This is a genomic window from Niveibacterium sp. (assembly GCF_041909475.1).
Taxonomy (GTDB): domain Bacteria; phylum Pseudomonadota; class Gammaproteobacteria; order Burkholderiales; family Rhodocyclaceae; genus Niveibacterium.
Genome location: NZ_JAYRDJ010000002.1, coordinates 211,832 through 236,444, shown reverse-complemented (window position 1 = coordinate 236,444; position 24,613 = coordinate 211,832). Strand labels below are relative to the sequence as shown.

At 63.0% G+C, this 24,613-nt stretch carries 22 protein-coding genes; 19 read left to right on the top strand and 3 right to left on the bottom strand.

Going from position 1 to position 24,613, the window contains the following annotated elements:
- Positions 1 to 102 precede the first annotated feature (102 nt).
- On the top strand, positions 103 to 1,311 hold the full coding sequence (locus ACE3P0_RS03350; RefSeq protein ID WP_374399781.1) for an amino acid aminotransferase: 1,209 nt from the start codon (positions 103 to 105) through the stop codon (positions 1,309 to 1,311).
- Positions 1,312 to 1,363: 52 nt separating this feature from the next.
- On the opposite strand, the gene ACE3P0_RS03345 is transcribed toward ACE3P0_RS03350, so the two are convergent.
- Complete coding sequence (locus tag ACE3P0_RS03345; protein WP_374399779.1) at positions 1,364 to 1,753, bottom strand: thioredoxin domain-containing protein; 390 nt, start codon at positions 1,751 to 1,753, stop codon at positions 1,364 to 1,366.
- A gap of 137 nt (positions 1,754 to 1,890) precedes the next feature.
- Here ACE3P0_RS03345 and rpmE point away from each other — a divergent pair, with 137 nt between their 5' ends.
- Both rpmE and ACE3P0_RS03335 read left to right on the top strand, forming a co-directional pair.
- Positions 1,891 to 2,094: a 50S ribosomal protein L31 gene (gene rpmE, locus ACE3P0_RS03340; RefSeq protein WP_172197803.1), complete on the top strand. Its 204-nt coding sequence runs from the start codon at positions 1,891 to 1,893 to the stop codon at positions 2,092 to 2,094.
- Between the two features lie 144 nt (positions 2,095 to 2,238).
- Positions 2,239 to 3,870, top strand: a complete 1,632-nt coding sequence (locus ACE3P0_RS03335) for an ArnT family glycosyltransferase (RefSeq protein ID WP_374399776.1) — start codon at positions 2,239 to 2,241, stop codon at positions 3,868 to 3,870.
- A gap of 13 nt (positions 3,871 to 3,883) precedes the next feature.
- On the opposite strand, the gene orn is transcribed toward ACE3P0_RS03335, so the two are convergent.
- Positions 3,884 to 4,432: an oligoribonuclease gene (gene orn, locus ACE3P0_RS03330; RefSeq protein ID WP_374399775.1), complete on the bottom strand. Its 549-nt coding sequence runs from the start codon at positions 4,430 to 4,432 to the stop codon at positions 3,884 to 3,886.
- A gap of 77 nt (positions 4,433 to 4,509) precedes the next feature.
- Between orn and ACE3P0_RS03325 the strand changes: the two genes are divergently transcribed.
- From ACE3P0_RS03325 to ACE3P0_RS03315, 3 genes are all read left to right on the top strand, one after another.
- Positions 4,510 to 5,757, top strand: coding sequence for a M48 family metallopeptidase (locus ACE3P0_RS03325; protein WP_374399773.1), 1,248 nt, complete (start codon positions 4,510 to 4,512; stop codon positions 5,755 to 5,757).
- Positions 5,754 to 6,653, top strand: a complete 900-nt coding sequence (gene rsgA / locus ACE3P0_RS03320; RefSeq protein ID WP_374399771.1) for a ribosome small subunit-dependent GTPase A — start codon at positions 5,754 to 5,756, stop codon at positions 6,651 to 6,653. The genes ACE3P0_RS03325 and rsgA overlap by 4 nt, the downstream gene beginning before the upstream one ends.
- Positions 6,654 to 6,860: 207 nt before the next feature.
- Positions 6,861 to 7,895: an alpha/beta hydrolase-fold protein gene (locus tag ACE3P0_RS03315; protein WP_374399769.1), complete on the top strand. Its 1,035-nt coding sequence runs from the start codon at positions 6,861 to 6,863 to the stop codon at positions 7,893 to 7,895.
- Positions 7,896 to 8,229: 334 nt separating this feature from the next.
- Here the strand turns inward: ACE3P0_RS03315 and ACE3P0_RS03310 are convergent, their stop codons facing one another.
- A complete protein-coding gene (locus tag ACE3P0_RS03310; RefSeq protein WP_374399767.1) occupies positions 8,230 to 12,090 on the bottom strand; it encodes an alpha-1,6-glucosidase domain-containing protein in 3,861 nt (1,286 codons plus the stop codon).
- A gap of 294 nt (positions 12,091 to 12,384) precedes the next feature.
- On the opposite strand from ACE3P0_RS03310, the gene ACE3P0_RS03305 reads away from it, so the two are divergent.
- The 13 genes from ACE3P0_RS03305 to gspN all read left to right on the top strand — a co-directional run bounded on the left by ACE3P0_RS03305 (position 12,385) and on the right by gspN (position 24,603).
- A complete protein-coding gene (locus tag ACE3P0_RS03305) occupies positions 12,385 to 13,272 on the top strand; it encodes a helix-turn-helix domain-containing protein (protein WP_374399765.1) in 888 nt (295 codons plus the stop codon).
- 485 nt (positions 13,273 to 13,757) lie between these two features.
- Positions 13,758 to 14,492, top strand: a complete 735-nt coding sequence (locus tag ACE3P0_RS03300) for a type II secretion system protein N (RefSeq protein WP_374399763.1) — start codon at positions 13,758 to 13,760, stop codon at positions 14,490 to 14,492.
- A 38-nt stretch (positions 14,493 to 14,530) separates the two neighbouring features.
- A complete protein-coding gene (gene gspD, locus ACE3P0_RS03295; protein WP_374399761.1) occupies positions 14,531 to 16,558 on the top strand; it encodes a type II secretion system secretin GspD in 2,028 nt (675 codons plus the stop codon).
- Positions 16,555 to 18,027: a type II secretion system ATPase GspE gene (gene gspE / locus ACE3P0_RS03290; protein WP_374399760.1), complete on the top strand. Its 1,473-nt coding sequence runs from the start codon at positions 16,555 to 16,557 to the stop codon at positions 18,025 to 18,027. The genes gspD and gspE overlap by 4 nt, the downstream gene beginning before the upstream one ends.
- 10 nt (positions 18,028 to 18,037) lie before the next feature.
- Complete coding sequence (gene gspF, locus ACE3P0_RS03285) at positions 18,038 to 19,240, top strand: type II secretion system inner membrane protein GspF (protein ID WP_374399758.1); 1,203 nt, start codon at positions 18,038 to 18,040, stop codon at positions 19,238 to 19,240.
- 59 nt (positions 19,241 to 19,299) lie between these two features.
- On the top strand, positions 19,300 to 19,740 hold the full coding sequence (gene gspG, locus ACE3P0_RS03280; protein WP_374399756.1) for a type II secretion system major pseudopilin GspG: 441 nt from the start codon (positions 19,300 to 19,302) through the stop codon (positions 19,738 to 19,740).
- Positions 19,741 to 19,747: 7 nt separating this feature from the next.
- Positions 19,748 to 20,251 (top strand): type II secretion system protein, encoded by a 504-nt coding sequence (locus ACE3P0_RS03275; RefSeq protein ID WP_374399754.1) that lies wholly within the window; start codon positions 19,748 to 19,750, stop codon positions 20,249 to 20,251.
- Positions 20,248 to 20,619, top strand: coding sequence for a type II secretion system minor pseudopilin GspI (gene gspI, locus ACE3P0_RS03270; protein WP_374399752.1), 372 nt, complete (start codon positions 20,248 to 20,250; stop codon positions 20,617 to 20,619). The genes ACE3P0_RS03275 and gspI overlap by 4 nt, the downstream gene beginning before the upstream one ends.
- The gene (gene gspJ, locus ACE3P0_RS03265) at positions 20,616 to 21,248 is read left to right on the top strand and encodes a type II secretion system minor pseudopilin GspJ (RefSeq protein ID WP_374399750.1); all 633 of its coding nucleotides are present in this window, start codon (positions 20,616 to 20,618) and stop codon (positions 21,246 to 21,248) included. The genes gspI and gspJ overlap by 4 nt, the downstream gene beginning before the upstream one ends.
- Positions 21,211 to 22,179: a type II secretion system minor pseudopilin GspK gene (gene gspK, locus ACE3P0_RS03260; protein WP_374399748.1), complete on the top strand. Its 969-nt coding sequence runs from the start codon at positions 21,211 to 21,213 to the stop codon at positions 22,177 to 22,179. The genes gspJ and gspK overlap by 38 nt, the downstream gene beginning before the upstream one ends.
- A complete protein-coding gene (gspL, locus tag ACE3P0_RS03255; RefSeq protein ID WP_374399746.1) occupies positions 22,176 to 23,369 on the top strand; it encodes a type II secretion system protein GspL in 1,194 nt (397 codons plus the stop codon). The genes gspK and gspL overlap by 4 nt, the downstream gene beginning before the upstream one ends.
- Complete coding sequence (gene gspM, locus ACE3P0_RS03250; RefSeq protein WP_374399744.1) at positions 23,366 to 23,860, top strand: type II secretion system protein GspM; 495 nt, start codon at positions 23,366 to 23,368, stop codon at positions 23,858 to 23,860. The genes gspL and gspM overlap by 4 nt, the downstream gene beginning before the upstream one ends.
- A complete protein-coding gene (gspN, locus tag ACE3P0_RS03245) occupies positions 23,857 to 24,603 on the top strand; it encodes a type II secretion system protein N (RefSeq protein WP_374399742.1) in 747 nt (248 codons plus the stop codon). The genes gspM and gspN overlap by 4 nt, the downstream gene beginning before the upstream one ends.
- The last annotated feature ends 10 nt before the right edge of the window (positions 24,604 to 24,613 follow it).

The following is a 24,613-nucleotide window of genomic DNA, read 5'->3' as shown; positions in this document are numbered from 1 at the left end:
TGCCACCCGGGCGACAGTCACATGGTCGCGTGCTAAACTTAAAAGCTTGATTTCCTGCGACTTTCCCCCCGTTTGTCGCCCAAACCTGCAACTGGAGTTCCGATGACTGCCTCGATTTTCGCCGCGGTGGAGATGGCCCCGCGCGACCCGATTCTCGGCCTCAACGAAGCCTTCAACGCTGACACCCGCACCACCAAGGTGAACCTGGGCGTAGGCGTCTACTACGACGACAACGGCAAGATCCCGCTGCTGGGTGCCGTGAAGGCCGCCGAGAAAGCACGCCTGGAAGCCATGCCGGCTCGCGGCTACCAGCCGATCGAAGGTCTTGCCGCATACAACAACGCCGTTCAGGCGCTGCTGTTCGGCAAGGATTCGGCACTCATCGCCAACGGCCAGGTCATCACCGTCGAAGCCCTCGGCGGCACCGGCGCGCTGAAGATCGGCGCCGACTACCTCAAGCGCCTGAACCCGGAGGCCACGGTCTATATTTCTGATCCGAGCTGGGAAAACCACCGCGCGCTCTTCGAGTCCGCCGGTTTCCCGGTCGACACCTACCCGTACTACGACGCAGCCACCGGTGGCGCGAACTTCGCCGCCATGAAGGCCAAGCTGGAAACGCTTGCGGCCGGTTCGGTCATCGTGCTGCACGCCTGCTGCCACAACCCCACCGGCGCCGACATCACCGACGCGCAGTGGGAAGAAGTCGTTGCGGTCTGCCGCGCAAAGGGCCTCGTAGCCTTCCTTGACATGGCCTACCAAGGCTTTGCCGATGGCATCGATGCCGACGCCGTCGCGGTGCGCGCCTTCTCGGCCAGCGGCCTTCAGTTCTTCGTCTCCAGCTCGTTCTCGAAATCCTTCTCGCTGTACGGCGAGCGCGTCGGCGCATTGTCGATCGTCACGGCTTCGAAGGAAGAGTCGGCTCGCGTGCTGTCGCAAGTGAAGCGCGTCGTGCGCACCAACTACTCCAACCCGCCGACACACGGCGGCGCAGTGGTCGCTGCAGTGCTGTCGAACCCGGAACTGCGCCAGCAGTGGGAAGACGAGCTGGCCGGCATGCGTGTGCGCATCCGCGAAATGCGCAAGGGCCTAGCTGAGCGCCTCGCTGCCCGCGGCGTGACGCGTGATTTGTCTTTCGTAACGCGTCAGCGCGGCATGTTCTCCTACACCGGCCTGTCGGCCGCCCAGGTCGACGTGCTGAAGAACGAGTTCGGCATCTACGCCGTTTCGACCGGCCGCATCTGCGTCGCCGCGCTCAACAGCAAGAATCTGGACTATGTCGCCGACGCGCTGGCGACTGTCATGAAGGGCTGAGCGTCCTCGCTTCGCCCAAAAAAAGGCGGCGCCACGGCGCCGCCTTTTTCTTTCAACCCGCACGCAACAAGGCGCGCAGATTTGCATCTCGCTGCCAGCCCCGCCGCTCGGGCGTCGCCACTGCATAACGCTCCGACTCACCGGGCGTCTGCGCAGCGTAGGTCTCAAGCAAACGCCTGAGCAAGGCGTGGTCGGGCAGCACGGTACCGAAAAACAGCACCGAGTCCTGACGCTGAATCAGAATCGTCGGAAAATTCTCGACGTCGATATCGCCGATCGCATCGGCGTGATCCTCGATATCCACCCAGACAAAACCCATACCGGGAAACTCGCTCGCCAGCGCGTCAAAACCCGCACGGTAGTCGCGGCAGGTGCCGCACCATTGCGCGCACAGGCAGGCGACCAGGAATTCTTCGCCGGAATCGACGGGGGGGGGTGTCATTCGTTGCATCACAATCGGAAACAGCGGGCATTATGCCAGCGCAGCAGGCCTTGACTTGCCTCGTTCGCGCATGGGATGATTGCCGACTTTCCGACTTGGTCGGTCACATTCGCCGACTGCGCGCACAAGGATTCAAAATGAAAGCCGATACCCACCCGAATTACCACGACGTGAAGGTGACCTGCTCCTGTGGCAACAACTTCACGACCCGTTCGACGATGGCCAAGGATGCTTACCACGTTGAAGTGTGCTCTGAGTGCCACCCGTTCTGGACCGGCAAGCAGAAGATCGTCGACACCGCGGGTCGCGTCGAACGCTTCCGCCAGAAGTACGGCCGCTAAGCCGACTTCGGCATTCCGAAAAAGGCAGCTTCGGCTGCCTTTTTTGTTTGCATTCGCGCATAGGACGCGCGCGACCGGCGACGCAAGGTTCAAACAGCTAGAATTGCACCGATCCGCTCGTTCAGAATAATCAGAAGAACCCGCATGGCCAACGAAACGCGCGCGCCCTCGACGCTAACACTCCCCCCATGGGCCCTGTGGGCCCTGTTCGCGCTATACGCCCTGCCGGGCCTGATTGACCACGTTCCCTGGCGCGGCGACGACGCTGCGCACTTCGGCGTGATCCATCAGATGCTGCGTACCGGCGACTGGCTCACGCTTGCCGTGGCTGACCGCCCAACCTTCGATACCGGGCCGCTTTACTACTGGCTCGGCGCGCTGTTGAGCCAGCTGCTAGGTTGGGCGTTGCCTATTCACAATGCGGCGCGACTGGCCTCGGGCGTCTGTGTCGCGATTACCTTGTATTGCATTGCGCGCACCGCACGCCACTTCTATGGTGCACCAGCTGACCGGGCCGCAGTGCTGCTGGGGCTCGGAACGCTCGGCTTGCTTACCCACGCGCACGAGTTTCAGCCGCAGCTCGCGCTGCTCGCCTGCACGGCAGCGGCCTTCCTGGGTTTTGCCGAATTCCTTGTCACGCCGCGTCGCGGCGCAATCATCGCAGGCAGCGCCATCGGCTTGGCGATGCTCGCGGCCGGCCTGCCAGCGCTGTTGATCCTGATGCCGCTCTGGGCTCTTCTCCCCGGCTTATGCAGCGAGTGTCGCACGCCCGAACGCAAGCGGGCGCTGGGGCTGGGTGCAGGCATCGCGGCGGCGATCGCGCTGATTTGGCCATTACTGCTTGTCGCATTCCGCACAGAGCACCTGCATCTCTGGTGGTCGAACGAAGTTGAATCGATTACGCCACACATCGCGCACCTGACGAATATCCGTCAGCTGCTTGAACTCCTCGGCTGGTTCATGTGGCCGCTTTGGCCAATCGCGGCCTGGACGGCCTGGCATGAGCGCAAGCGGCTGAAGGAGGCAAGGATTCTGCTGCCACTGGCGTCCCTGCTTCTCGCGCTTCTGCTCGTGGCAACGACCGGCCCGCTGCGCCCGGCCCACGCGCTGCCTCTGATCCCACCGCTGGTACTACTCGCATCCGACGGCGCACTGAAGCTACGTCGTGGAGCCGCCAGCGCGTTTGACTGGTTCGGCCGCATGACCTTCCTGGCCTTTGGCGTGTTCGTCTGGCTGGCGTGGTACTCGATGCAGTTCGGCTGGCCCGCGCCGCTGGCCCGCAACGTGGCGCGACTGGTTCCAGATTATGTGCCGACGCTGTCCGTCGCCGCGGTCATCGTGGGCGTCGTGCTGTCGTTGGGCTGGCTCGCACTGGTAGCCCGGCCGCCGCGCTCAATGCTGCGCGGCCCCCTGTCTTGGGCTGTCGGCACCAGCTTCCTATGGGCATTGGCGATCGCGCTGTTCCTGCCGTTCGTCAATCACGACAAGAGCTACGAATCCGTCGCAAGCGATCTCGCATCGCGGATCGCCGAAACCCCGCACGCCTGCGTTGCGGAGAGTGGGATGGGCGAATCGCAGCGGGCTGCCATGCTTTACTTTGCCAACCTGCGATTCGAGGCCGCCGAGCGCGGTGTGACGCGCTGCGAACTCTTGGTGGTTTATCGCAGCGGACGGTCGCAAGCCTTGCAGCCCGGCGCCGCCTGGATGCCGGTTTGGGACCTTTCACGCGGCAGGCGCAGGACGGGCGAGCAAATCACCCTTTACCGGCGCCTCTGAGCCGCTTGGCGCCTCAGGCAAGGCGCATGAAGGTATCGCGGTAGTAGCGCAACTCCTCGATCGACTCGCGAATGTCGGCGAGCGCGGTATGAGCGCCCTGTTTCTTCAAGCCAGCAAACACCGGCGGATTCCAGCGACGCGCCAGCTCCTTGAGGGTGCTGACATCCAGGTTGCGGTAGTGGAACCACGCCTCCAGCGAAGGCAGGTGACGCGCCATGAAGCGACGATCCTGACATATCGAGTTGCCACACATCGGGCTCGTGCGGCGCGGCACGTACTGATCAAGAAACTCGATCATGCACTGCGCGACCGCAGCCTCGTCGGTCGTAGATGCGCGTACGCGATCAATCAGCCCGCTCTTGCCATGGGTGTTCTTGTTCCAGTCATCCATTGCATCCAGCACCGAATCGGGCTGATGCACAACCAGAACCGGGCCCTCGGCCACCACTTCCAGCGTCGCATCCGTCACGATCACCGCAATTTCCAGCACGCGGTCGCGGTCGGGCTCCAGCCCGGTCATCTCCATATCCACCCAGACAAGGCTGTGGGGATCCTGTGCCATAATCGGAAACTCCAGATTCAAAGCCCCATTCTCGCATACGCGTTGCCACCCCTCGCTCTGGGTTCAACGCCCCGCCCATGACTGCAGCCACCTTTTCCCTTGTATTCCTCTTCGTCGTCGCCCTGACCCTCGGCCTGCGCCTGTGGTTATCTTGGCGACAAGCGCGTTCGGTTGCCGCGCACCGGGCGGCCGTACCATCGCCATTCACTGACCGCATCCCGCTCGACGCGCACCAGAAGGCAGCCTACTACACGCGCGCGCGCCTGGCAGTCGGAGCGGTTGAGTTGTTCGTCGAAACTGCACTGCTGTTGGTACTCACGCTGGGCGGGGGCCTGCAGTGGCTGTTCGACCGCGCTGCGCAGCTGTTTGAGGCGGGCGGTCTTTGGCACGGCGTGGCGTTTCTCTCGCTGATCGCCATCGTATCGTTCGCCGTCGGCCTGCCTTTCTCGATCTGGCGCACATTCGTCACCGAAGCGCGTTTTGGCTTCAACAAAACCACCCCCGCAACCTTCGTTGGCGACCTCGCCAAAGGCGTACTTGTCGGCGCAGCCTTGGGTCTTCCGGTCATCGCGCTCGTCCTCTGGATGATGCAAGCGACGGGAGCGCGCTGGTGGCTTTGGGTGTGGGCCTTCTGGCTCAGCTTCAACCTGTTGATCATGGTGCTCTACCCGATCCTGATCGCGCCGCTGTTCAACAAGTTCGTCCCGCTCGAAGACGGCCCGCTGAAGGAGCGTATCGAAGCACTGCTGCAGCGCTGCGGCTTCAAGAGCTCCGGCCTATTTGTCATGGACGGATCGAAGCGCTCCGCGCATGGCAATGCCTATTTCACCGGCTTGGGTGCTGCCAAACGAATCGTCTTCTTCGACACGCTGGTTGAGCGCCTCACCCCACAGGAGGTCGAAGCGGTGCTCGCACACGAACTCGGCCACTTCAAGCTGCGGCATCTTTGGCAACGCGTGGCGGTGATGGCAGCGATGAGCCTCGCAATACTTGCCCTACTCGGCTGGTTGATGGGCGAAGACTGGTTCTTTGCCGGCTTGGGTATGCACGCTCACGGCGAAGCTGCGGCACTGGCACTGGTGCTATTCGCTTTGCCGGTATTCACCTTTCCGCTCACTCCGCTGACAAGTCTGTGGTCACGCCGACACGAGTTTCAGGCCGACGCCTACGCCGCACATCATGCGCAAGCAGAGGATCTGGTCTCTGCGCTCGTCAAGCTCTACCGTGACAACGCCGGCACGCTGACGCCAGACCCCCTTTACTCCGCGTTCTACGACTCCCACCCGCCGGCGCCGATACGCGTGGCGCAGCTGCGCAACGCATGAAGTCCGGCATCGACGGAACGATTGTTGCAGCCTTCGGCCGGCAATACGAGGTCGAACTGGCCGACGGCGCGCGGCTCCTGTGCTTCACCCGGGCCAAGAAGAGCAGCTACGCCTGCGGGGACCGCGTACAGGTCAGCGCCACAGCCAGCGATCAGGGCGTCATCGAACGCCTGGAAGAGCGCAGCAGCCTGCTCTACCGGGAAGACGCCTTCAAGCTGAAACTGATCGCCGCCAACGTGACACAGGTTGCGATCGTCGTTGCAACCGAGCCGAGTTTCAGCCCAGAACTGATCACGCGATGTCTTTGCGCGGCAGAGGATCAGGAAGTCAAAACGCTGATCATCCTGAACAAGGCCGATCTGACCGACGGACTGGACGGCGCCCGTGCGCTGCTGGCGCCTTTCGCCGAACTGGGTTACGAGGTGATCGAGACTTGCGCAAAAGACACGGTTGAGATCCTGCGCGCGCGTCTGGCGGGTGAAACCAGCCTGCTTGTTGGCCAATCGGGGATGGGCAAGTCCACGCTGACCAACGCGCTGATTCCCGAAGCCGATGCAACAACCGCAGCAATCTCGACCGCGCTGGACTCCGGCCGCCACACCACGACGTTCTCGCGGCTCTACCGCCTGCCGGGCGGTGGCCAGTTGATCGACAGCCCCGGGTTGCAGATGTTCGGTCTTGCGCAGCTCAATCAGAACTCGCTTGCATGGTCTTTTCGCGAGTTTCGGCCTTATCTTGGGCAATGCCGGTTTCGCGATTGCCGGCACGAGAGCGAACCTGGCTGCACGTTGCAGGCTGCGCTGACGAACGGCGCAATTTCAACGCTCCGCTTCGCACAATACCAATTGCTGCGCGACGAGCTCGCTCGCGCGCACCAGGCACGCGTGGGGCACTGAACAATCGGTCCGTTCCGAGGTCTCTAGGCAAGAGCCGCGGGCGCGATGCCCGCCACTCGGCCAGCATTGAAGTTCGGCAGAGCAATCGCCGAAATAACGTTGACCGCAACGCCTGTTGCGCCGAATCAACGCAACAGCGCCCATAACAGTCGCAGCCACAGTGACGCAAAGACCCGCTGCTAGAATTGCGGGCCTCAGGAGGTATGCATGCCATTCGGACTTCACTCGCTCATCCTCACCCAATCCGACCTTGCCGGCTCGCTTTTGCCATGTGAGTTCACGCTCTACGCGCCCTCAGCGAAAGAGGTATTCCTCTTTGGAGACATGACGCACTGGCAGGATGGCAAGGTTCCGATGACACGCGGCGAAGACGGCGTATGGCACCTGAAGCTGCAGCTGCGGCGCGGCCAGTGGCACTACAAGTTTGATGTTGATACCCGCCGCATCCCAGATCCGCTCAACCCGCTCGTGGCCGAAGACGGCATGGGCATGGGGGAGTGCCATTCGTACCTGTTTCTGGGGGAAGGCGACTGGCTCGACAAGCCAAAGGTGCCACGTGGCGAGCTGCTTGACCTGAACATTCCGTGCTCAAAACTCGGCGGTACCCTGCCAGGCCAGCTCTATCTCCCGCCGGGAACGCGAGAGAAAGACAAACTGCCACTTCTGGTGCTGATGCACGGCCATCAGATGCGCGCCAATCAATGGGCCACCAACGGTCGCATCAAGCAATACATGGACAACCTGCTCGCACAAGGCCTGCTACGCCCGTTCGCGGTATACCTGCCCGGCGGGCACGCGGGCCATGCAATGCCAAAGTATGCCGAAGCAGTAGTGCAGACTGCCCTGCCCTGGCTTGCCAAGCAACAACCGGTGACCAACGACCCCGCGCAACGCGCGATCGGCGGCATGTCGATCAGCGAACATGGACCGCTTGCCATCGCGCTTGCACATCCGAAGGCGTTCAGTCTGGTCGTGCCCATGAACGAGACGTTCAGCGACGCCGTCATTGCAGGCCAGCTCGACAAGCAGCCCTTCCGCCTGCATCTCTTCTGCACCACCGAAGGCTGCGCCCCGCCGCAGTACCGGCAACTGATGGAACGCTCCCGGTCGCTCGGCATCACCGTGCCGTTCATGCGGCTAGATGGCGTACCCACATGGCGCAACTGGAATGAAATGACACCCGAGTTCCTCGCGACGGTATCCGATCACTTCCATCGCCAACAGCAAAAGAAGCTGGGCTAATCGATTTGGCGATCACCGAGAACTCACCGGCCCAATGCGTGGGTCTGTTTTCTGTGATACGCAACGCTAATCATCACAAACGTGCTCTCGCGATCGGCTTGGCTCGATCGAGCAAGCCGCTTAACCACTAAGTGCTTCGCTTGCCAGCTTACGAAACATCGATAGCGGCGCCGACAACGGTTGGTTCAAAGACAGAGCGCAACCGGAACATTGCCGCTTACTAGCTGAGCGACTCGGCTAAGCAACACAGCCACAAACCCCCAAAAAAACCGCCCAGTCGAGACTGGGCGGATTGCTCTTCTCCTACCGCGCAAGCACGCGCGGGGGCGGCGAGTTACTGTCGGAAGGCGCCCTTATCAACCGTCGCCGGAGTAGACGGAATCACATAGGCGTAGTTGTCACCATTTTCCCAAGTAACAGTCGACCCGTTGATCTTCTGGAACTTGAAGTTGATTGCCGTGCCCGCCGTAGGGAACGTAATAGCACAGCTCCAGACCGGATAAGCATCTGCCGAGCACTTGCGGAAAGTATCCGCACCGTTCGTGCTCCACTTGCCGATTTCCGGCTGATCACCAACGATGTAGACGTTTTCACCAAACACGGTGGTAGCACTGACCTTGAACGTCACCGTCACAGGACCAGTGGGCGCAGCCGGCGCGTCCGTACTCGTCACGAACACAACAGCTGTGCGCGCCGGGATCGAGAACTTGCCGGTGGCGTTGTCATACGCCGCCGTCTTGGCGCGGGCATCCGAACCGGAGGCCTGAACCGGGTGCAGCGAGTACGACATGCCCTTCTGTGCATCGATCGTCAGGTCATGAGCAACTTTGTCGACGTTGATGAAGTACATCACCTGCTTGAAGCCGGCATTCTCCGAACACACCGTACCGTTCAGGTGACCGGCGATAACCGTCGGTTCCTGTGCAGTGCCCGTGTTGTAGAACTTCAGACACTTCTTCACGTCATCCGCGGTGCGCAGACGGAACAGCTGCGAGCTCTTACGGATGGCCAGCAGGTCGCGGAACATGTCGCGCGCCGCGGTGATCTGCGTCGTACCCGGCGTGTAGTTGCCAACCACGGCTGCGGCCAGGAAGGTCTTCGCCAAGTTCTGATCACCGCTCACCGGAAGGCCAACACCAAAGTTGTTGCTGGTGTAGCTCCAGTCAAGACGATTGAACCAGTCGCCCGAGTTGTAGCTGTTGTTGTCCATCGACTTCGAACGAAGGATGTCCGAACCCGCGTGGAAGTAAGCAATACCCTGACTGAAGCTGTTGATCGCCGCAGCTAGCGTTTGCACGCGAACACGCTCATCAAGGCTCGTGCTCTTCGGCAGCTTCGCAACGGTGGCGTCCCAGAACGTACGGTTATCGTGGTTCTCGTAGTAGTTCACAACTTCTTGCGGGTCAGTCACGTAACCTGCGGCCTGACATTTGTTGCCGTCGCTGTCGCAACCGTACTTGAACTGCTCACCTGTTTTCACGTTGCCATCGCGAGCTTCGAACGCAAAACTACGAAGCGATCCCGCCAGGCCAAGACGAATCATATCTGCATGATCCATCAGGTCCTCTTTCTTCGGCGTGCCCGCCACATCGTTCGGATCGTAGTACAGACCCGTCACGAAGCCTTGAGCACGGAACGAGTCACCGTCGTCGCAGCAGCCACCACCACGAATACGGTCACGAGCACGGTCGCTAAACGTACCGATACCAGACTCATTCAGCGACAACTGCGACGCCTGCACGAAGCGGGCCCCGTTCTCAACTTCGCCAAAATTCCAGCCCTCGCCGATCAGGAACACATTGCGACCTGCGGCAGCATTCACCGAGTCCCTGAGCTCCACCATGGTTGTGCGCGGCTGATGCCCCATTAGGTCGAAGCGGAACGAATCGATCTTGTACTGGGTGGCCCAAGTGGCGACCGAGTCGATCATCAGCTTGCCCATCATCAGATTCTCGGTCGCCGTGTTCGAGCAACAGGTCGAGTTCTCGACGCCGCCAGTCGAATTCAGACGTTGGTAGTACCCGGGAACGATGCGGTCAAGCACCGAGTTCGCGTTCTGACCAGCAGCGCTGGTGTGGTTGTAGACCACATCCATACCAACACGCAGGCCCGCCTTGTGCATCGCTGCCACCATCTGACGGAACTCGACAATGCGCTTCGCGCCGTCGTTTGCATCGGACGAGTAGCTGCCTTCAGCGGCGGTGTAATGGAACGGATCGTAGCCCCAGTTGAAGCAATCCTTGTCCTTCACCGCGTTGATCGCATCACGCGCCTTGGAGGAGTCAGCGGTCGAACCGGCGGTGTCCGGCGTCACGCAGCCAACTTCAGGGACCGTTGCCAGATCGAACACCGGCAGCAGATGCACATCCGTCAAACCGGCAGCCTGCAGCGCCTTGAGGTGCTTCATGCCGTTGGATGCATCTTCCGTGAAGGCAAGATACTTGCCGCGGTTGGCGGCCGACACCGAACCGTCGTTTGCCGAAAAATCGCGCACAGAAAGCTCATAGATGGACATGTCCTCCTGAGCCGAGAGCGTCGGGGCGGTCGAGCTATCCCAGTCAGCCGGTTTCAGGTTGGCAGCACCGAGATCCGCAATGTAGCTGCGCTTCGAATCTGCATTCAGGCTGATCGAGTACGGGTCGGTCACGCGGTTACGCACGACACCGACGCCGCGAACGAAGACATCGGCAACGTAGACGTAGTACTTGCCGGTCAGATCGCCATCCATGGCAATCGACCATACGCCAGTAGCAGCGTCAAACGTCATCAGATCCAGCGACTTGCCCTTGCTGGTCGCCGTGTCGTACAGACCAAGCTTGACCTGCTGTGCAGTCGGCGCCCAGACCTTGAACACCGTCTTACCACTAGCGAACGTAACGCCCAGGTCCTTAACGTCCTTAGCAGCTACGTACAGACCGTCAAGGGCACCTGCAATCTGCGCGGTTGTCGCGTTCTGCACCTTGCCCGTGGCGTCCTCCTGAACCAGCACCACTTGGTTGGTATGAAGAGCCTTTAGTTTGTCCAAATCCGCATCATTCACGGACAGCACAACCCCAGCGGCGACGTACTTGAATCGCGTTGCTGCATCCGCCGGCACGGAACCGCCCGGCGTAAGTGCAACAAAACCATCCGCACCGATGACCGCGGAGTCCTTCTTCGCAACGATCTGTGCTTTCTTGGAGTAGTACAGCTTGAACACGCCCGAGCCATCGACGCGCGGCCACTTGATCAACGACTCGCTCAGCCAATAGGCCTTTGCGTCTTTGGTCGAAGCGGAGCGGGTATCCGGCACCGTGGTGTAAACCGTTGCGTCTTCTTGAACCAACCAAATCTCTGCAACTTGGGACTTCACTGTGAGGTTGGCGTAGTTCACAACGATGTCGTCGTTACGGCCATCCTTGTTTCCAGCGCCCCCATTCGGGTTAGCTGTAGTTCCGTGAATCACGAACGAAAGTGACTTCTTGTTGCTGTCGGTCATCGGGTTGACAACGGGGATGTCAAACACAACTTCGCCATCCGACACAACTTTGTAGTTCGGCAGTTTGTCGAACGTTACAGCGTTATTCCAATGCTCACCCGTATTGTCGGGAAGGTTAATGAGCGTATTGACCTCCGTCGACACCTTGGTGACGTCCATGCCATTAGTCGGCCACAGATGAAGCCCCCAGACATCGAACTTGGAGTCGAAACGCTTGTAGTGAACACGGATTGTGCTCACATCCACCGGGCCTACCGTATCAGGGTTCTTGGTATAGGTAACCGTGTCACCCTCGATGCGCCAGATTTCGTTGGCACCCGGAGCAAGGGTGTAGCTCTGGTCTGCGCCACCATGGTCCTTGGTGTCGCCCTTGTGGAACAGGTAGCCCACGGCACCACTGTCGGCGCTCAGGGTCGGCTTGTAGATAGCACCAAAAGAGTCCGTGCCAGTCGGGTCGTAACCCTTGTTCCAACCGGGATCCGCACCAGCACCCCAAGTATGAAGCTGCCAGCCGGTGTAAACACCGTCTTTACGCTTGTAGTGAACGGTCAACGAGGTCGTGGAAGCTGCTGCGGTCTTTACGCTCGCAGCAGAGTCAGCGGGAACCGCGTGCAGCACCTTCTGGAAATCCGAAGAATCCAGGAACGAGAGTTCCGTTTCGGGCTCGGGCGGCGGAGGTGCGTCATCACCACCACCGCAAGCGGCCAGAATAGCCAAGCAGGAAAGAGCTACCAGTGAGCGCGCACGCTTCCAGATCGCCCCAGCGCTTTGCCTTGTCATATGTCACCTCCAAGGAAAGTGTGGTTACGAGACCGCCCCTTGTTGTAGTTTTGTTACTTATGTGTGCGCGCAGCCGGGGGGCGTTCAGGGCGCAAATGTGCTCGCTCGGGTTACATATGTCAAGAATTCTTATGGCTTCATAACGTAGTTTGACTACAGTCAAACGTGCTTTGGGGGCATGCTTGCGCCTCCCGATTTCGACGCCGCGCCGCTCTACGGTAAAGTCACGCCATGGAACGTCTACCTGCCAGTATTGTTCGCATCCAGGCCACCATCGATTACATCGACGACCATCTCGATGACCCGCTCGACATCCAGGAGCTGGCCGCGCAAACCGAGATGTCGTTCTGGCACTTCCTGCGCGTGTTTCGCGCGACGGTCGGTGAAACGGTCAAGGATTACATCCGCAGGCGGCGCCTCACCCGCGCGGCGTATGAGTTGCTTGAGACGCAGCAGAACATCATCGACATCGCGCTCGGTGCCGGCTTCGAGACCCACGAGGCCTTTACGCGGGCGTTCCGCTCACAGTTCGGCGCCAGTCCGCGGGAGTTCCGTACTGCGGGCAAGCCGCCACAGCTGCCACGCGGCATTCCGCACATTACAACCGAGTACCTGGCGCACATGCATTCGGGGCTCACAACAACCCCCGAGTTCGTCGACAACCCGGCACGCCGACTTGTCGGCATCAAGACCGAGTTTTCTGTCACACCGGAAGCGTTCGATCTGATCGAGCTCGGCGCCGAAGCCTGGAAGACCTTTGAACCGCTGATCGCGCGCATTCCGGTACGCGCCAACGCCCTTGCCGGGTTGTGCAGCGACATTGTTGCGGCCGACGAGCGGAGCATTCAGGGTTACGTGATGGCCTGCGTCGAGGTCACAGAATTCTCTGGGCTGCCGGAAGGCGTCGTGGCGCTGATGCGCCCGCCCTGCCGCGAGGCACGCTTCCATCACCGAGGCGCAGGGCAGACGTGGGAATACACGCTGCAGTACATATTTGGAGCATGGCTTCCCGATAGCCATTTCGCGGTCGCGGATCAGCCCGCCTACTTCACCTTCGACACCACACATTCGCCGTTCTCGGCCGATCCCGAGATGGACTACTGGCTCGCACTCAAGTAGCCCTTCTCCGCCCTTAAGAAGCTCAAGGGGCGCAAAAATCATCAAAAGCAATTTCTGAACGGACAGGGTTCGGGGGCCGCAAGCGCAGTCCGAACCTTCGTCAAATTCACGGCAGCCCACTGCCCGCAGCAGCCCGCGAGCGATGCTGCAGCGCAATAGCCATCAACAGCAATCCTGATCAAGACTTGAGCGGCGCTGCGGACGAGTATTCATCCCGAACGCGCAACTTGATGCACGGTTTTGAAGGATTCGCGAGGCGCTTCGAACATGCTCCCCCGGGCACTCGAAGCAGGCAGCCAGGAAGTCGCAGCGCATGCGCTGCAAGTGCCGCCAGCCTCACCCTCCTCCCCTTCGGATCCGGATAGCACCGAGCTCAAGACCTGTCGCGGCGTATCGGAAACGGTACGCAAGCTTTTCATTACGCGCAGCCGTTGGACCGGACGACCCTTGGGTCGATCCGGTCAATTTTTTTGTAGCAAGCGGTAATGACGCGAATCCCGACAGCTTTGGTGCTTCAAACTCGTCACGCGCTCGCGTACGATTCGTCGGTTTTTGTGCCAGAGCAGACAAAGGGATTCACTCAAGTGCCCGCCCTCCCGATTCGCCGCCTCCAGTCACTTGCCCCCGCAGCCGGAACCGGCTTGCTGTGGTTGGCCGCGATTGCGCTGTGGGCTTGGTTTGCCGCTAGCTGGTATTGGCGGCTCTCGGCGCCGCAGTCAGCGTCCGCGCCCAATCAAGTCGCCACAGACCCAACGGTCGCCGCACGAGAGGTCGGCACCCGCCATTTGTTCGGCGAGATTGTGGTCCAGCAGCAAGTGGTGGCAGCGAGCCGCTACACCCTCGTTGGGGTCGCCGCGCACTCACGCAAGAGCCCCGGCTGGGCCGTCATTTCTGAAGATGGCAAACCAGCACAAGGTTTCGTGCTGGGCGACGAGATTGCGCCTGGCATCAAGCTTGTCAGCGTGCAGCCCGACAGCGTCGAGCTTGATCGGGGCGGCACGCGTGAACGAATCATGTTGAGTGAGGCGCCGCGCCAACCAGGCAGCGCGTCGCCCGCGGCCTCGCCAAACCCCGCCCTGCCGCCGCAGATTCAGTATCAAGTCAATCAGCCCGGCACACAGCCACCCGGCTTCCAACCCCAGCGCGGCAACCCCGGCATGGCGAATGAAGCCCCGCAAGCGCAGCCCGTCAGCAGCCCCGAGAATCAACCGAACCCATGATCCAGTCGAACTTTGCCCGGCGAAGCATCGCCGGACTGATGATTGCAGCCACTCTTGCCGCTCACGTCGCGCCCGCTGCAGCCGCAGAGGGTGAGACCGTTGCGCTGAACTTCGTGAATGCGGAGATCGACGCGGTGATCCGCGCCGTGAGCAAGATCACCGGCAAGAACTTCCTGGTTGATCCGCGCGTACGCGGTACGCTGAACATCACGACGCAGACCCCGGTACCGAAGGAGCTGACCTATCAGATCCTGCTGTCGGCATTGCGGATGCAGGGCTACACCGCGGTCGAGTCGAACGGCGTCGTGAAAATCCTGCCAGAGGTGGACGCCAAACTGCATGCCGTGCCAAGCGGGCGCAAGACCAGCGCTACAGGGGATCGCATCGTGACGCAGGTGTTCCAGGTGCGCCACGAATCGGCGGCGCAACTGGTGCCGGTGATCCGGCCGCTGGTGTCGCCCAACAACACGGTCACCGCCTACCCCGGTAACAACACACTCATCGTCACCGACTACGCCGAAAACATCGCGCGTATCGGGCAAGTGCTCGCGTCAATCGACGTAGCACAAGGTGATATCCGCGTCATTCCAGTTCAGAACGCATCGGCGCTGGACCTTGCGCAGACCATCAACCGCCTGCTTGCCGACCAGGGCGCCGGGGGCGGCGACCAGAGTCAGAAGATCAGCGTTCAGGCAGACAACCGTACCAACAGCCTGCTGGTACGCAGCGACAACCCGTCCAAGCTCGCAACGGTTCGCCAACTCGTAACGACACTTGATCAGCCCGGTGCCGCCGGCAACATCCGCGTCGTGTATCTGAAGAATGCGGAAGCCGCCAAGGTTGCGCAAACCTTGCGCGCCATCATGACGGGCGACACGTCCAGTGCGAGCGCCGCATCGAGCAGCCCGTCAACCAACACCGCAGGCAGCCAGAGTAATAGCAGCTCGTTTTCCGGATCGAGCGCCAGCGCAACCGGCACGCCGAGCGGTGGCGGCATGATCCAGGCCGACACCACCAACAACGCGCTGATCATCACGGCACCCGAGCCGATCTACAACAACCTGCGCAAGGTGATCGACCAACTGGACCGTCGCCGCGCGCAGGTTTATGTGGAAGCGTTGATCGCCGAAATGAGCTCGGAGAACGCGGCCGAGTTTGGTGTGCAGTGGTTTGCGGGCGAGAAACCGGGCAGCAACGGGAGCTTCGTCGGCGGCGGCACGAACTTCGCAGGCGCGACGCCTTCGCTGCTCGGGGCCGCAACCGGCACCGAAAACCTGCTTGGCGCAGGTCTGAATGTGCTGGTTGGCTCGGGGACCGTCAATATTCCCGGCATCGGCGACATCCTCAATCTGCAGGTGCTAGCGCGCTTCCTCGAATCGCAGAGCAAGGCGAACATTCTCTCCACGCCGACCCTTCTGACCCTCGACAACGAGGAAGCAAAGATCGTCGTAGCCGAAAACCTTCCGTTCCTCACCGGCCAGTACAGCAACACCGGCGGCGGCACTACGCCGAACAATCCATTCCAGACGATCGAGCGCAAGGACGTTGGCCTGACGCTGAAGATCAAGCCGCAGATCTCGGAAGGCGGCGCGATCCGCATGCTGATCTCGGAAGAGAATTCCACCGTCAAAGCCACAACCGCCGCGGGCCCGACAACGAAGAAACGTTCGATCGACACCAACGTGATCGTCGACGACGGCTCGATCATCGCGCTAGGTGGTTTGATCCAGGATGAATCGCAGGACGGCGCCGACAAGGTGCCTTACCTTGGCAACATTCCGCTGATCGGCAGTCTGTTCCGCTACGACACCCGCTCGCGCAAGAAGACCAACCTGGTCGTGTTCCTGCGCCCGAAGATCGTTCGCAGCGAAGCGGACGCCCGCAGCTTCACGCACGAGCGCTACGACGAGATCCTTGGCCTGCAACGCCAGCCGGGGACCACGCGCAACTACTTGATGCCTGACGATGGCACGCCACCGCAGCTACCCGCTCGCGCGCAGACCACCACGCCGGCAGCGGAAGGTGCGAGCGACACGGCCACCGCCCCCGCAAGCACGGCAAAATGAACGCGCCGCTTCCCCGCCTGCCCTACGCCTTTGCGCGGGCGAACGGCGTACTACTTGGCGAAGTACAGGACAACAGTGCCGAAGTCATCGCGCGCGAGGACGCCAACCCCGTCGCCCTTGCAGAAGTCCGGCGCCTGACCGCCCGACCCTTGCGGATCACGCCGGTCAGTCGCGGTGCCTTCGAATCCCGCCTGTCTGAAGTCTATAGCCAGGGCGAGAGCAACGCCGCCGAGGTGGCCGCCGATGTCGGGCAGGACATCGACGTATCGCAACTGATGCAGGAGCTTCCGCCGGTGGAAGACCTGCTGGAAGCCGAAGACGACGCGCCGATCATCCGCATGATCAACGCGCTGCTCACGCAAGCGGTGCGCGAGCGTGCGTCCGACATCCACATCGAGCCCTACGAAACGTATTCCGTGGTGCGCCTGAGGCGCGATGGCGTGCTGGTCGAGATCGCACGACCGCACCGTGCCTTGCATGCCGCGATGTCGTCGCGCATCAAGATCATGGCCAACCTCGACATCGCCGAGAAGCGCTTGCCACAGGACGGCCGCATCGGCGTGCGCCTCGCCGGCCGCCAGATCGACGTGCGCGTATCCACGCTCCCCACCTCGCATGGCGAGCGCATCGTGCTGCGTCTGCTGGATAAGGACGCAACCCAGTTCGGCCTCAACGCCTTGGGCATGGCCGATTCCACACGCAAGACCTTCGACGGCATCCTGTCGCAGCCGCACGGCATCCTGCTCGTCACCGGGCCGACCGGCTCCGGCAAGACGACAACGCTGTACGCCGCCCTGCGCACGCTGGATGGCCGCACCCTGAACATCGTCACGGTCGAAGACCCGGTGGAGTACGACCTCGCCGGCGTTGGCCAGATCCAGGTCAACGCAAGGATTGACCTGACCTTTGGACGTGCGCTGCGCTCGATCCTGCGTCAGGACCCGGACGTCATCATGATCGGCGAAATCCGCGATCTGGAGACCGCTCAGATCGCGGTGCAAGCCTCGCTGACCGGCCACATGGTGCTCGCCACGCTGCATACCAACGACGCGCCATCCGCCGTCACCCGCCTGATCGACATGGGCGTGGAACCCTTCCTGCTCGCCAGCACGCTGCGCGGCGTACTGGCCCAACGCCTGGTGCGGCGGCTTTGCCCGCAATGTCGCGAGGCGCGGCCGGCGGATGACGCGGATCGCCAAGCGGTTGGCGAAGGCTGCCCCGCCACGCTGTGGCACGCTGTGGGCTGCAGCGCCTGCGGGCACACCGGCTACAGCGGGCGAACCGGCGTATATGAAATGCTGACGGTCGATGACGCAGTGCAGCGGCTGGTGCACGACCGCGCATCCGAGAACGATTTGCGCGACGTCGCTCGCCATAGTGGCCTGCGTACGCTGCGCGAAGACGGCATGCGCCTGCTGGCAGAGGGTACGACCTCGGCGGAAGAGTTGCTGCGCGTGACACGCGACTGAGGGCGGCACCATGGCGGCATTCCAGTACCGTGCGGTAGACGCCGACGGCCGCAACCTGAGCGGCATCGTCGAGGCCGACAGTGCGCGCTCGGCGCGTACGCAGCTGCGCGAGCGTGGGCTGTTCCCGCTTGAAGTCGCGGCCAGCGGCAGCAAGAAGTCAGGCCTCGGTTCGACACGCAAGCTGCGCGAATCCGAACTCGTACTGCTCACGCGCCAGTGGGCTGCGCTGCTGACCTCCGGCCTCACGGTAGAGCAAGCCTTGTCAGCGCTTGGCGACCAAGCGGAACGCGACACCACGCGGCAGGTGCTCGCCGGTGTGCGCAGCGAGATTCTTGCTGGCTATTCCTTGCGCGCGGCGCTGGATCGGCACGCGACATCGTTCCCGACCATCTACCGCGCTTCGGTTGCGGCCGGCGAGAAGTCCGGCGAGTTGGCGACCGTGATGAATCAGCTCGCCGACTACCTGGAACGGCGGGACGAGCTGCGGCGCAAGACGCTGCAGGCGCTGATCTACCCGGCCATCGTCGCCGCGGTGGCGCTGATGGTCGTGATCGGTTTGCTGACTTATGTGGTGCCGCAGGTCGTCGGCGTGTTCCAGAGCAGCAAACAGACCCTACCCTGGCTCACCCGCGCACTGATCGTGGTGTCGGACTTCCTGCGCAACTGGGGCTGGCTGTTGGCGCTGGCGATCGCCGGCGGCATCTTCGGCCTGCGTCAGTCGCTTCGCGAAGACGCCGTGCGACGCAAATGGGACACTTGGCTGCTGGGCCTGCCGCTGATCGGCCGCCATTTGCGCGCCCTCGACACCACACGCTTTGCCAGCACGCTGGCGATTCTCGTCGGTAGCGGCGTGCCCTTGCTTGCCGCGCTCGATGCAGGCCGGCAGGTTGTGGTTCGGCTGCCGCTGCGCGATGCAATTGGCCAAGCGTCGGATCGCGTGCGTGAGGGCATGAGCCTGTCGCGCGCGCTCGGCGCCACGCGGCGCTTCCCGCCGCTGCTGACGCACATGATCTCGAGCGGCGAAGCAACCGGCCAGCTGGATGCCATGCTCGACCGCGCCGCCCGCCTGCAGCAAGGCGAGCTGGAGACCCGCACCGCGGTGCTGACAAGCCTGCTCGAACCGCTGCTGCTGTTGATGATGGGCGGCATGGTGCTGATCATCGTGCTGGCCGTGATGCAGCCGATCATCGAAATCAACACCTTGCTCAAATAGTCGGACAACACGCCGCACACCGCGGCTGACCACACGGATCAAACCCTCAGGACTGAACCATGTCGAACACACGCTACAACCGCCGCACTGCCGGCTTTACGCTGATCGAAGTGATGGTCGTGATCGTCATCCTCGGCGTGCTCGCCGCGCTGGTCGTGCCGAAGGTGATGGGCCGCCCGGACGAAGCGCGCGCGGTTGCCGCCCGCCAGGATATCGCCGCGATCAGTCAGGCGCTTAAGCTCTACAAGCTCGACAACCGCAAGTACCCCACCACCGAGCAGGGGCTGCAGGCACTGGTGCAGAAGCCCACGGTATCGCCGGTGCCCGACAACTGGAAGGCCGGCGGCTACCTCGAAAAGCTGCCGAAGGACCCGTGGAACAGCCCCTACCAGTACCTGTCGCCCGGCGTACACGGTGAATTCGATGTCTTCAGCTTCGGCGCCGACGGCCAGGCCGGCGGCGAAGGCAACGACGCTGACATCGGCAACTGGGCACTCTGAACGCGCAATGGCGCAACGCGCACCACGATCCGCTGCGCAAGGCTTCACCCTGATTGAGGTGATGGTGGTGCTCGTCGTGCTCGCGATCACCGCCTCGGCGGTGACCTTCAGCCTCGAAGGCATGTCGCGGCGCGACGACGACCGCGAGGTGGATAGGCTGCGCCTGGTGCTGGAGGCTGCGGGCGAACGTGCCGCGGTGCACGGCACGCCGATCGCCGCCGAGTTCCTCCCCGGCCGCTATCGCTTCAGCACGCTGGACACGGAAGGCCATTGGCGCCCGATCGCAGAGGGCGACTCCCTCGCCGAGCGCCCACTGCCTGAGGGCTTCGTTTGGAAGGGCGTAAAGCTGCGCGGCCGGCCGACAAATGTTGAGCCGCCGCTGGTATTCGGCGCCGAAATGCCGGATTTCGAGGTCCGCCTGCGCACGCCGGAGGGCGAGCGCCTCTATCGCTCTCGCCCCGGCGGTGAAGTGGTGCTCGAACGCATCGCAGCGACCGAGGCGGGCCAATGAAGCGCACCCGCGGATTCACGCTGCTCGAAGTGCTGGTCGCGCTGGCGATCCTGGCCGTCGTGCTCGCGGCCGGTTTCCGTGCCGTGAGCCTCGCCACCGGCAGCGCGGGCGAACTGCGCGAGCGCCTGATTGCCGACTGGATCGCCCAGGACCGACTCGCCGAACACCGCGCGCTGGGCCACTTTCTTGAAGTCGGCCGCTACGAGGGCAGCGTCACGCAAGCCGGGCGGGAATACCGCTGGTACGAGGAAGTCTCGGCAACGCCCAACGCGCTGTTCCGCCGCGTTGATGTACGCGTAACGCTCGCCGGTGAGGGCGATCACGCCCTCTCCCGCCTCGCCGGCTTCATGGTCAAGCCGCTCGAATGAAGCCGCTACGCCGCACCACACTCGGGCTCACGCTGATCGAAGTGATGGTCGCGATCGCGATCTTCGCGGTACTCGGGGTGCTCTCATATCGCGCGGTCAGCAGCATGATCGCGACGCGCGATCGCATGGAAGCCGAGTACGCCCGCTGGCGGCAGATCGCTCGCGTGATGCAGTTGATCGACAACGATCTGACTCAACTCGCCCCCCGCCCGACTGGCGGCACGGTTCAGGTTCAGGATGCCCTGACGCTGATGCGTGGCGGCACACAAACGCAGTTGATGCTGGTACGGCACGACGGCAGCAATGGCGGCGTTGAAACCCGCACCTGGCGTGTGGAGGACGGCACCCTGTTCCTGACGCGCCAGCGCGAAGCAAGTACCACACAGAACAAGGACAAGAACGCCGACGCCGGCGCCACCAACGTCAACGCTGACACCACGAACGCACGCAACGATGCCATGCTGGATCGGGTGAAATCCTTGAACTGGCGTTTCGTCACGTCGGACGGCAAGGAGAGCGACACCTGGCCGCCGGGCGCAAACCTGAACGGCCTGCTACCCGCCGCAATTCGAATGGAACTGGAGCTCGACGATGTCGGCAAGGTCACGCGACTCTTCGCCGTCCACTGAGCGCCAGCGCGGCGTCGCCGTGATCATGGCGATGCTGACGGTGGCGCTGGTCGCCGCGCTCGCGGCCTCGGTCGTTGCCGCCTTTGGCTTTGCGGTGGAAAGCCTCTCGGGCCGCCACGACCTTGCACAGGCGCGCTGGCTCGCGCGCGGCGCAATCGATTGGGCGCGCAATGTGCTGGCCGACGACTCGCGCCGTAGCGGTGACATTGACCATCTGGGTGAGACTTGGGCTGTGAAGGTTCCGCCCACGCCGGTCGATGAAGGTGAAGTCAGCGGCGAAATCGAGGACCTGTCGGGTCGCTTCAACCTCAACAACCTGGCCCCGAACGGCGTCGTCGACAAGGATGCCGTCAAACAATTCGCCCGCCTGCTTGAGGTGGTCGGCGTTGCCTCGGCGCAGGCAACGAGCATGGCGACCATTGTCGGCGGATGGATCGACGCGGCGCAGGAAGACCCGAGTTTCTACCCGCAGGCCAATGACAGCAGCACGACCGTCAAACCGCTCAACGCGCCTTTCGTCAGCGCCGATGAACTGAGCAACGTGCCGGGCTTCGACGCCGCCACGATCGAGCGCCTGCGTCCACTTGTCACCGCCCTCCCGGCAAGCCCTGCGCGCAGCCTCATCAACGTGAACACCGCATCCGCCGAGGTGCTTGCGGCAACGCTTGAAAACTACTCGCTGGATCGAGCGCGCAATCTCGTCAGCAGTCGCAACACTGCGTGGTTCAAGGACAAGGGCGACTTCGAACAGCGCAGCGGGCTGACGATCGACGAATCCCGCTTCAGCCTCAAAAGCTTCTACTTTCTCGCATCCGGCCGCGCCCATTTCGGCACCGCCACCACCCGCATGCAGGTTCTTCTGGCCCGTGGCGTCGTCGCCAACTCGGTACGAAGGAACTGGCCTGAAATCATCTGGCAGAAGATTCTATGACGCAGCTTCGCCTCTACATCACCGAAACCTGGCCGCAAGACCCGCTCTGCGACTGGGAACTCATCGGCCCTGATGGCCGCACCAGCGCCGCCGGGCGCTCGGAACCGCGGCACTGGCCCGCCGCCGAGCGGACTGAATTCGTGCTGGCCGGCACGCAGGCCGTATGGCTATCCGCACGCCTGCCCCGCGCACCCAAGCGCGAGCAGGACAAGCTGGTACGTTTCGCGCTGGAAGACCAACTGGTGCAGGAGCCTGACAGCCAGCACTACACGATTACCGATCGCGACGGCGACCTCGCGCGCGTGCTGGTGTGCGCGCGCGAGCGCCTGCGTCAAATCGTCGCCCAGCTCGACGCCCTCGGCCGCGCGCCAAGCCGGGCGGTCGCCGAGATTCAGGCGGTCGGCCCCACCGCGGAGGGTGAATGGGTGCTGCACTGCGGCCCTGCACAAGCCGTTGCGAGCGGGATCGGCCCTGCCCCCTTCGCGCTCGATCTGGATGGTTCCGCTGCGCCCAGCCTGCTGATCGCCGCCGCGGCGCACGCCCGCGAGACCAATCGCCTGCCAAGCCGCTGCCTGCTTCACCGCGCGCCGGACAGCACCGCGGTGGACTGCGCTGCTTGGCAAAGCGCGCTGGGTATCCCGGTGGAGGAAGGCGCGGCTTATCAGTGGTCCTCGCTCAGCAACGGCACCAACCTGCTGCACGGCGAGTTCATGCCCGACAAAGAGCGATCGGCCTGGCTGCGTCGCGCCAAGCCCGTGCTATGGGCCGCCGGCGCCGCCATCGCGCTGGAACTGCTGCTATCGACCGGGCAGGTGCTGGTGCAGCGCGCCGAACTGAGGGACGCACGCGAACGCATGCAAACCGTGTTCAAGACGGCTTTTCCGAACCAACCGATCGTCGACCCGGCAGCGCAGATGCGCAGCCAGCTCAACCAGCTCAAACGCGCGCACGGCCAGCTCGGCGACGACGATGCGCTCGCGCTGCTCGCCCTGGTTGGCGACGCACTTGCCGGCGAAGCGCGGGACGGGCTCGACGGTCTCAAGTATGAGAATGGGCGCCTCGACCTGACACTCTCGCCGCGCCTGAGCGGCAATATCGCCACGGTTCAGCAGCGACTGACGGCGCGCGGTTTGATGGTCGTGCAGCAAGGCAATAATCAGCTCGCGATCCGTAAGGAGGTCTCGCAATGAGCGCGGTGCAAGCAAAACTGCAGGAAGCCAGAGCCTGGTGGACCGGTCTGGCCCCCCGCGAACGCACCCTGGTCGCCGCCATGGCGGCAGTAATCGGCATCGCAGCGCTGTGGTCGCTGTCCGACTGGACCCAGAGCGAGCGCAAGCGCCTCGCGCGCGCGCTGCCGCAGGCAAAGGCCCGCCTCAATGCAATGCGTGACGATGCCGCCGAAGTGCAACGCCTGCAGCGCATGCCGGCACGCCCGGCGGTGCCGCCAGCGAGCCTCGCCGATCCGCTGCAGGCGAGCGCGCGTGCGCGCGGCCTGACGATGGATGTCAGGGTGGATGGCAGCGGCCTGCATGCAAAGGGCGGCGGCAGTTTCGACCTGATCGTGGAATGGCTGGCCGAAGCGCAGCGCGACAGCGGGCTTGGCGTCGTGCGGCTGAGTACCAGCCGCGGCCCGAATGGCGTGGCCATCGAGGCCGATCTGCAAGCGTCGGGCGCCCAGTGATCCGTCGCATCGCGCTGTTCATCGTACTGTTTGCGGTATCGCTGCTGATCCGGGCGCCGGCGTGGCTGATCGACCAGGCGGTGAGCCGTGCCACCTCCGGCGAGATCCGCCTCGCGCTGATCGAGGGCACGCTCTGGAACGGCCGCGGCACGCTGACCGCCGTAGACCCGGTCAGCCTGCGTGCGCAGCCCTGGGTGACGCTGCAGTGGCGCTGGCTACCCGGCTCGCTGCTGCGTGGCGAAGCAGCCTGGCAGCTCACGGCAGACGACAAACTGGCGGGCGAAGTGGCCGCGGGCGTGCGCGGCTGGCGTGCCGACGGGGTGTCCCTGGCGGCGCCTGCGCGCTTCGCGATGGAGCGCATCCCGCACGCCTTTGGCCGCCTTGGCTGGCGTGGCGATCTGCAGTTCGAGACCACGCAATGGCATTGCAGCTGGAAGCGGCGCTGCGACGGTCGCGCGGGCCTGCGCTGGTCTGGTGCAGCCGTTGATGTGCTGCGTGGCCGCCCGCTCGGCGACTACCAGATCGATCTGCGCGGCGAAAACGAGCGTTTGACGCTGGCTTGGCTAACGCTGCGCGGCGAGACCCAGATCAATGCGCAAGGGCAGCTGGAAGGCGGTCACGGCCACTTCGAGGGCACCGTACGCGGCGATCCGGCCTTCCTGCAAAGGCTACCGTCGGTGGCTGGAAACTGGGTTCAACCGGGCGCCGCGCCGGGCGAGTATCGCTTCCGCGTTCAGAACTGACGGCCGACCA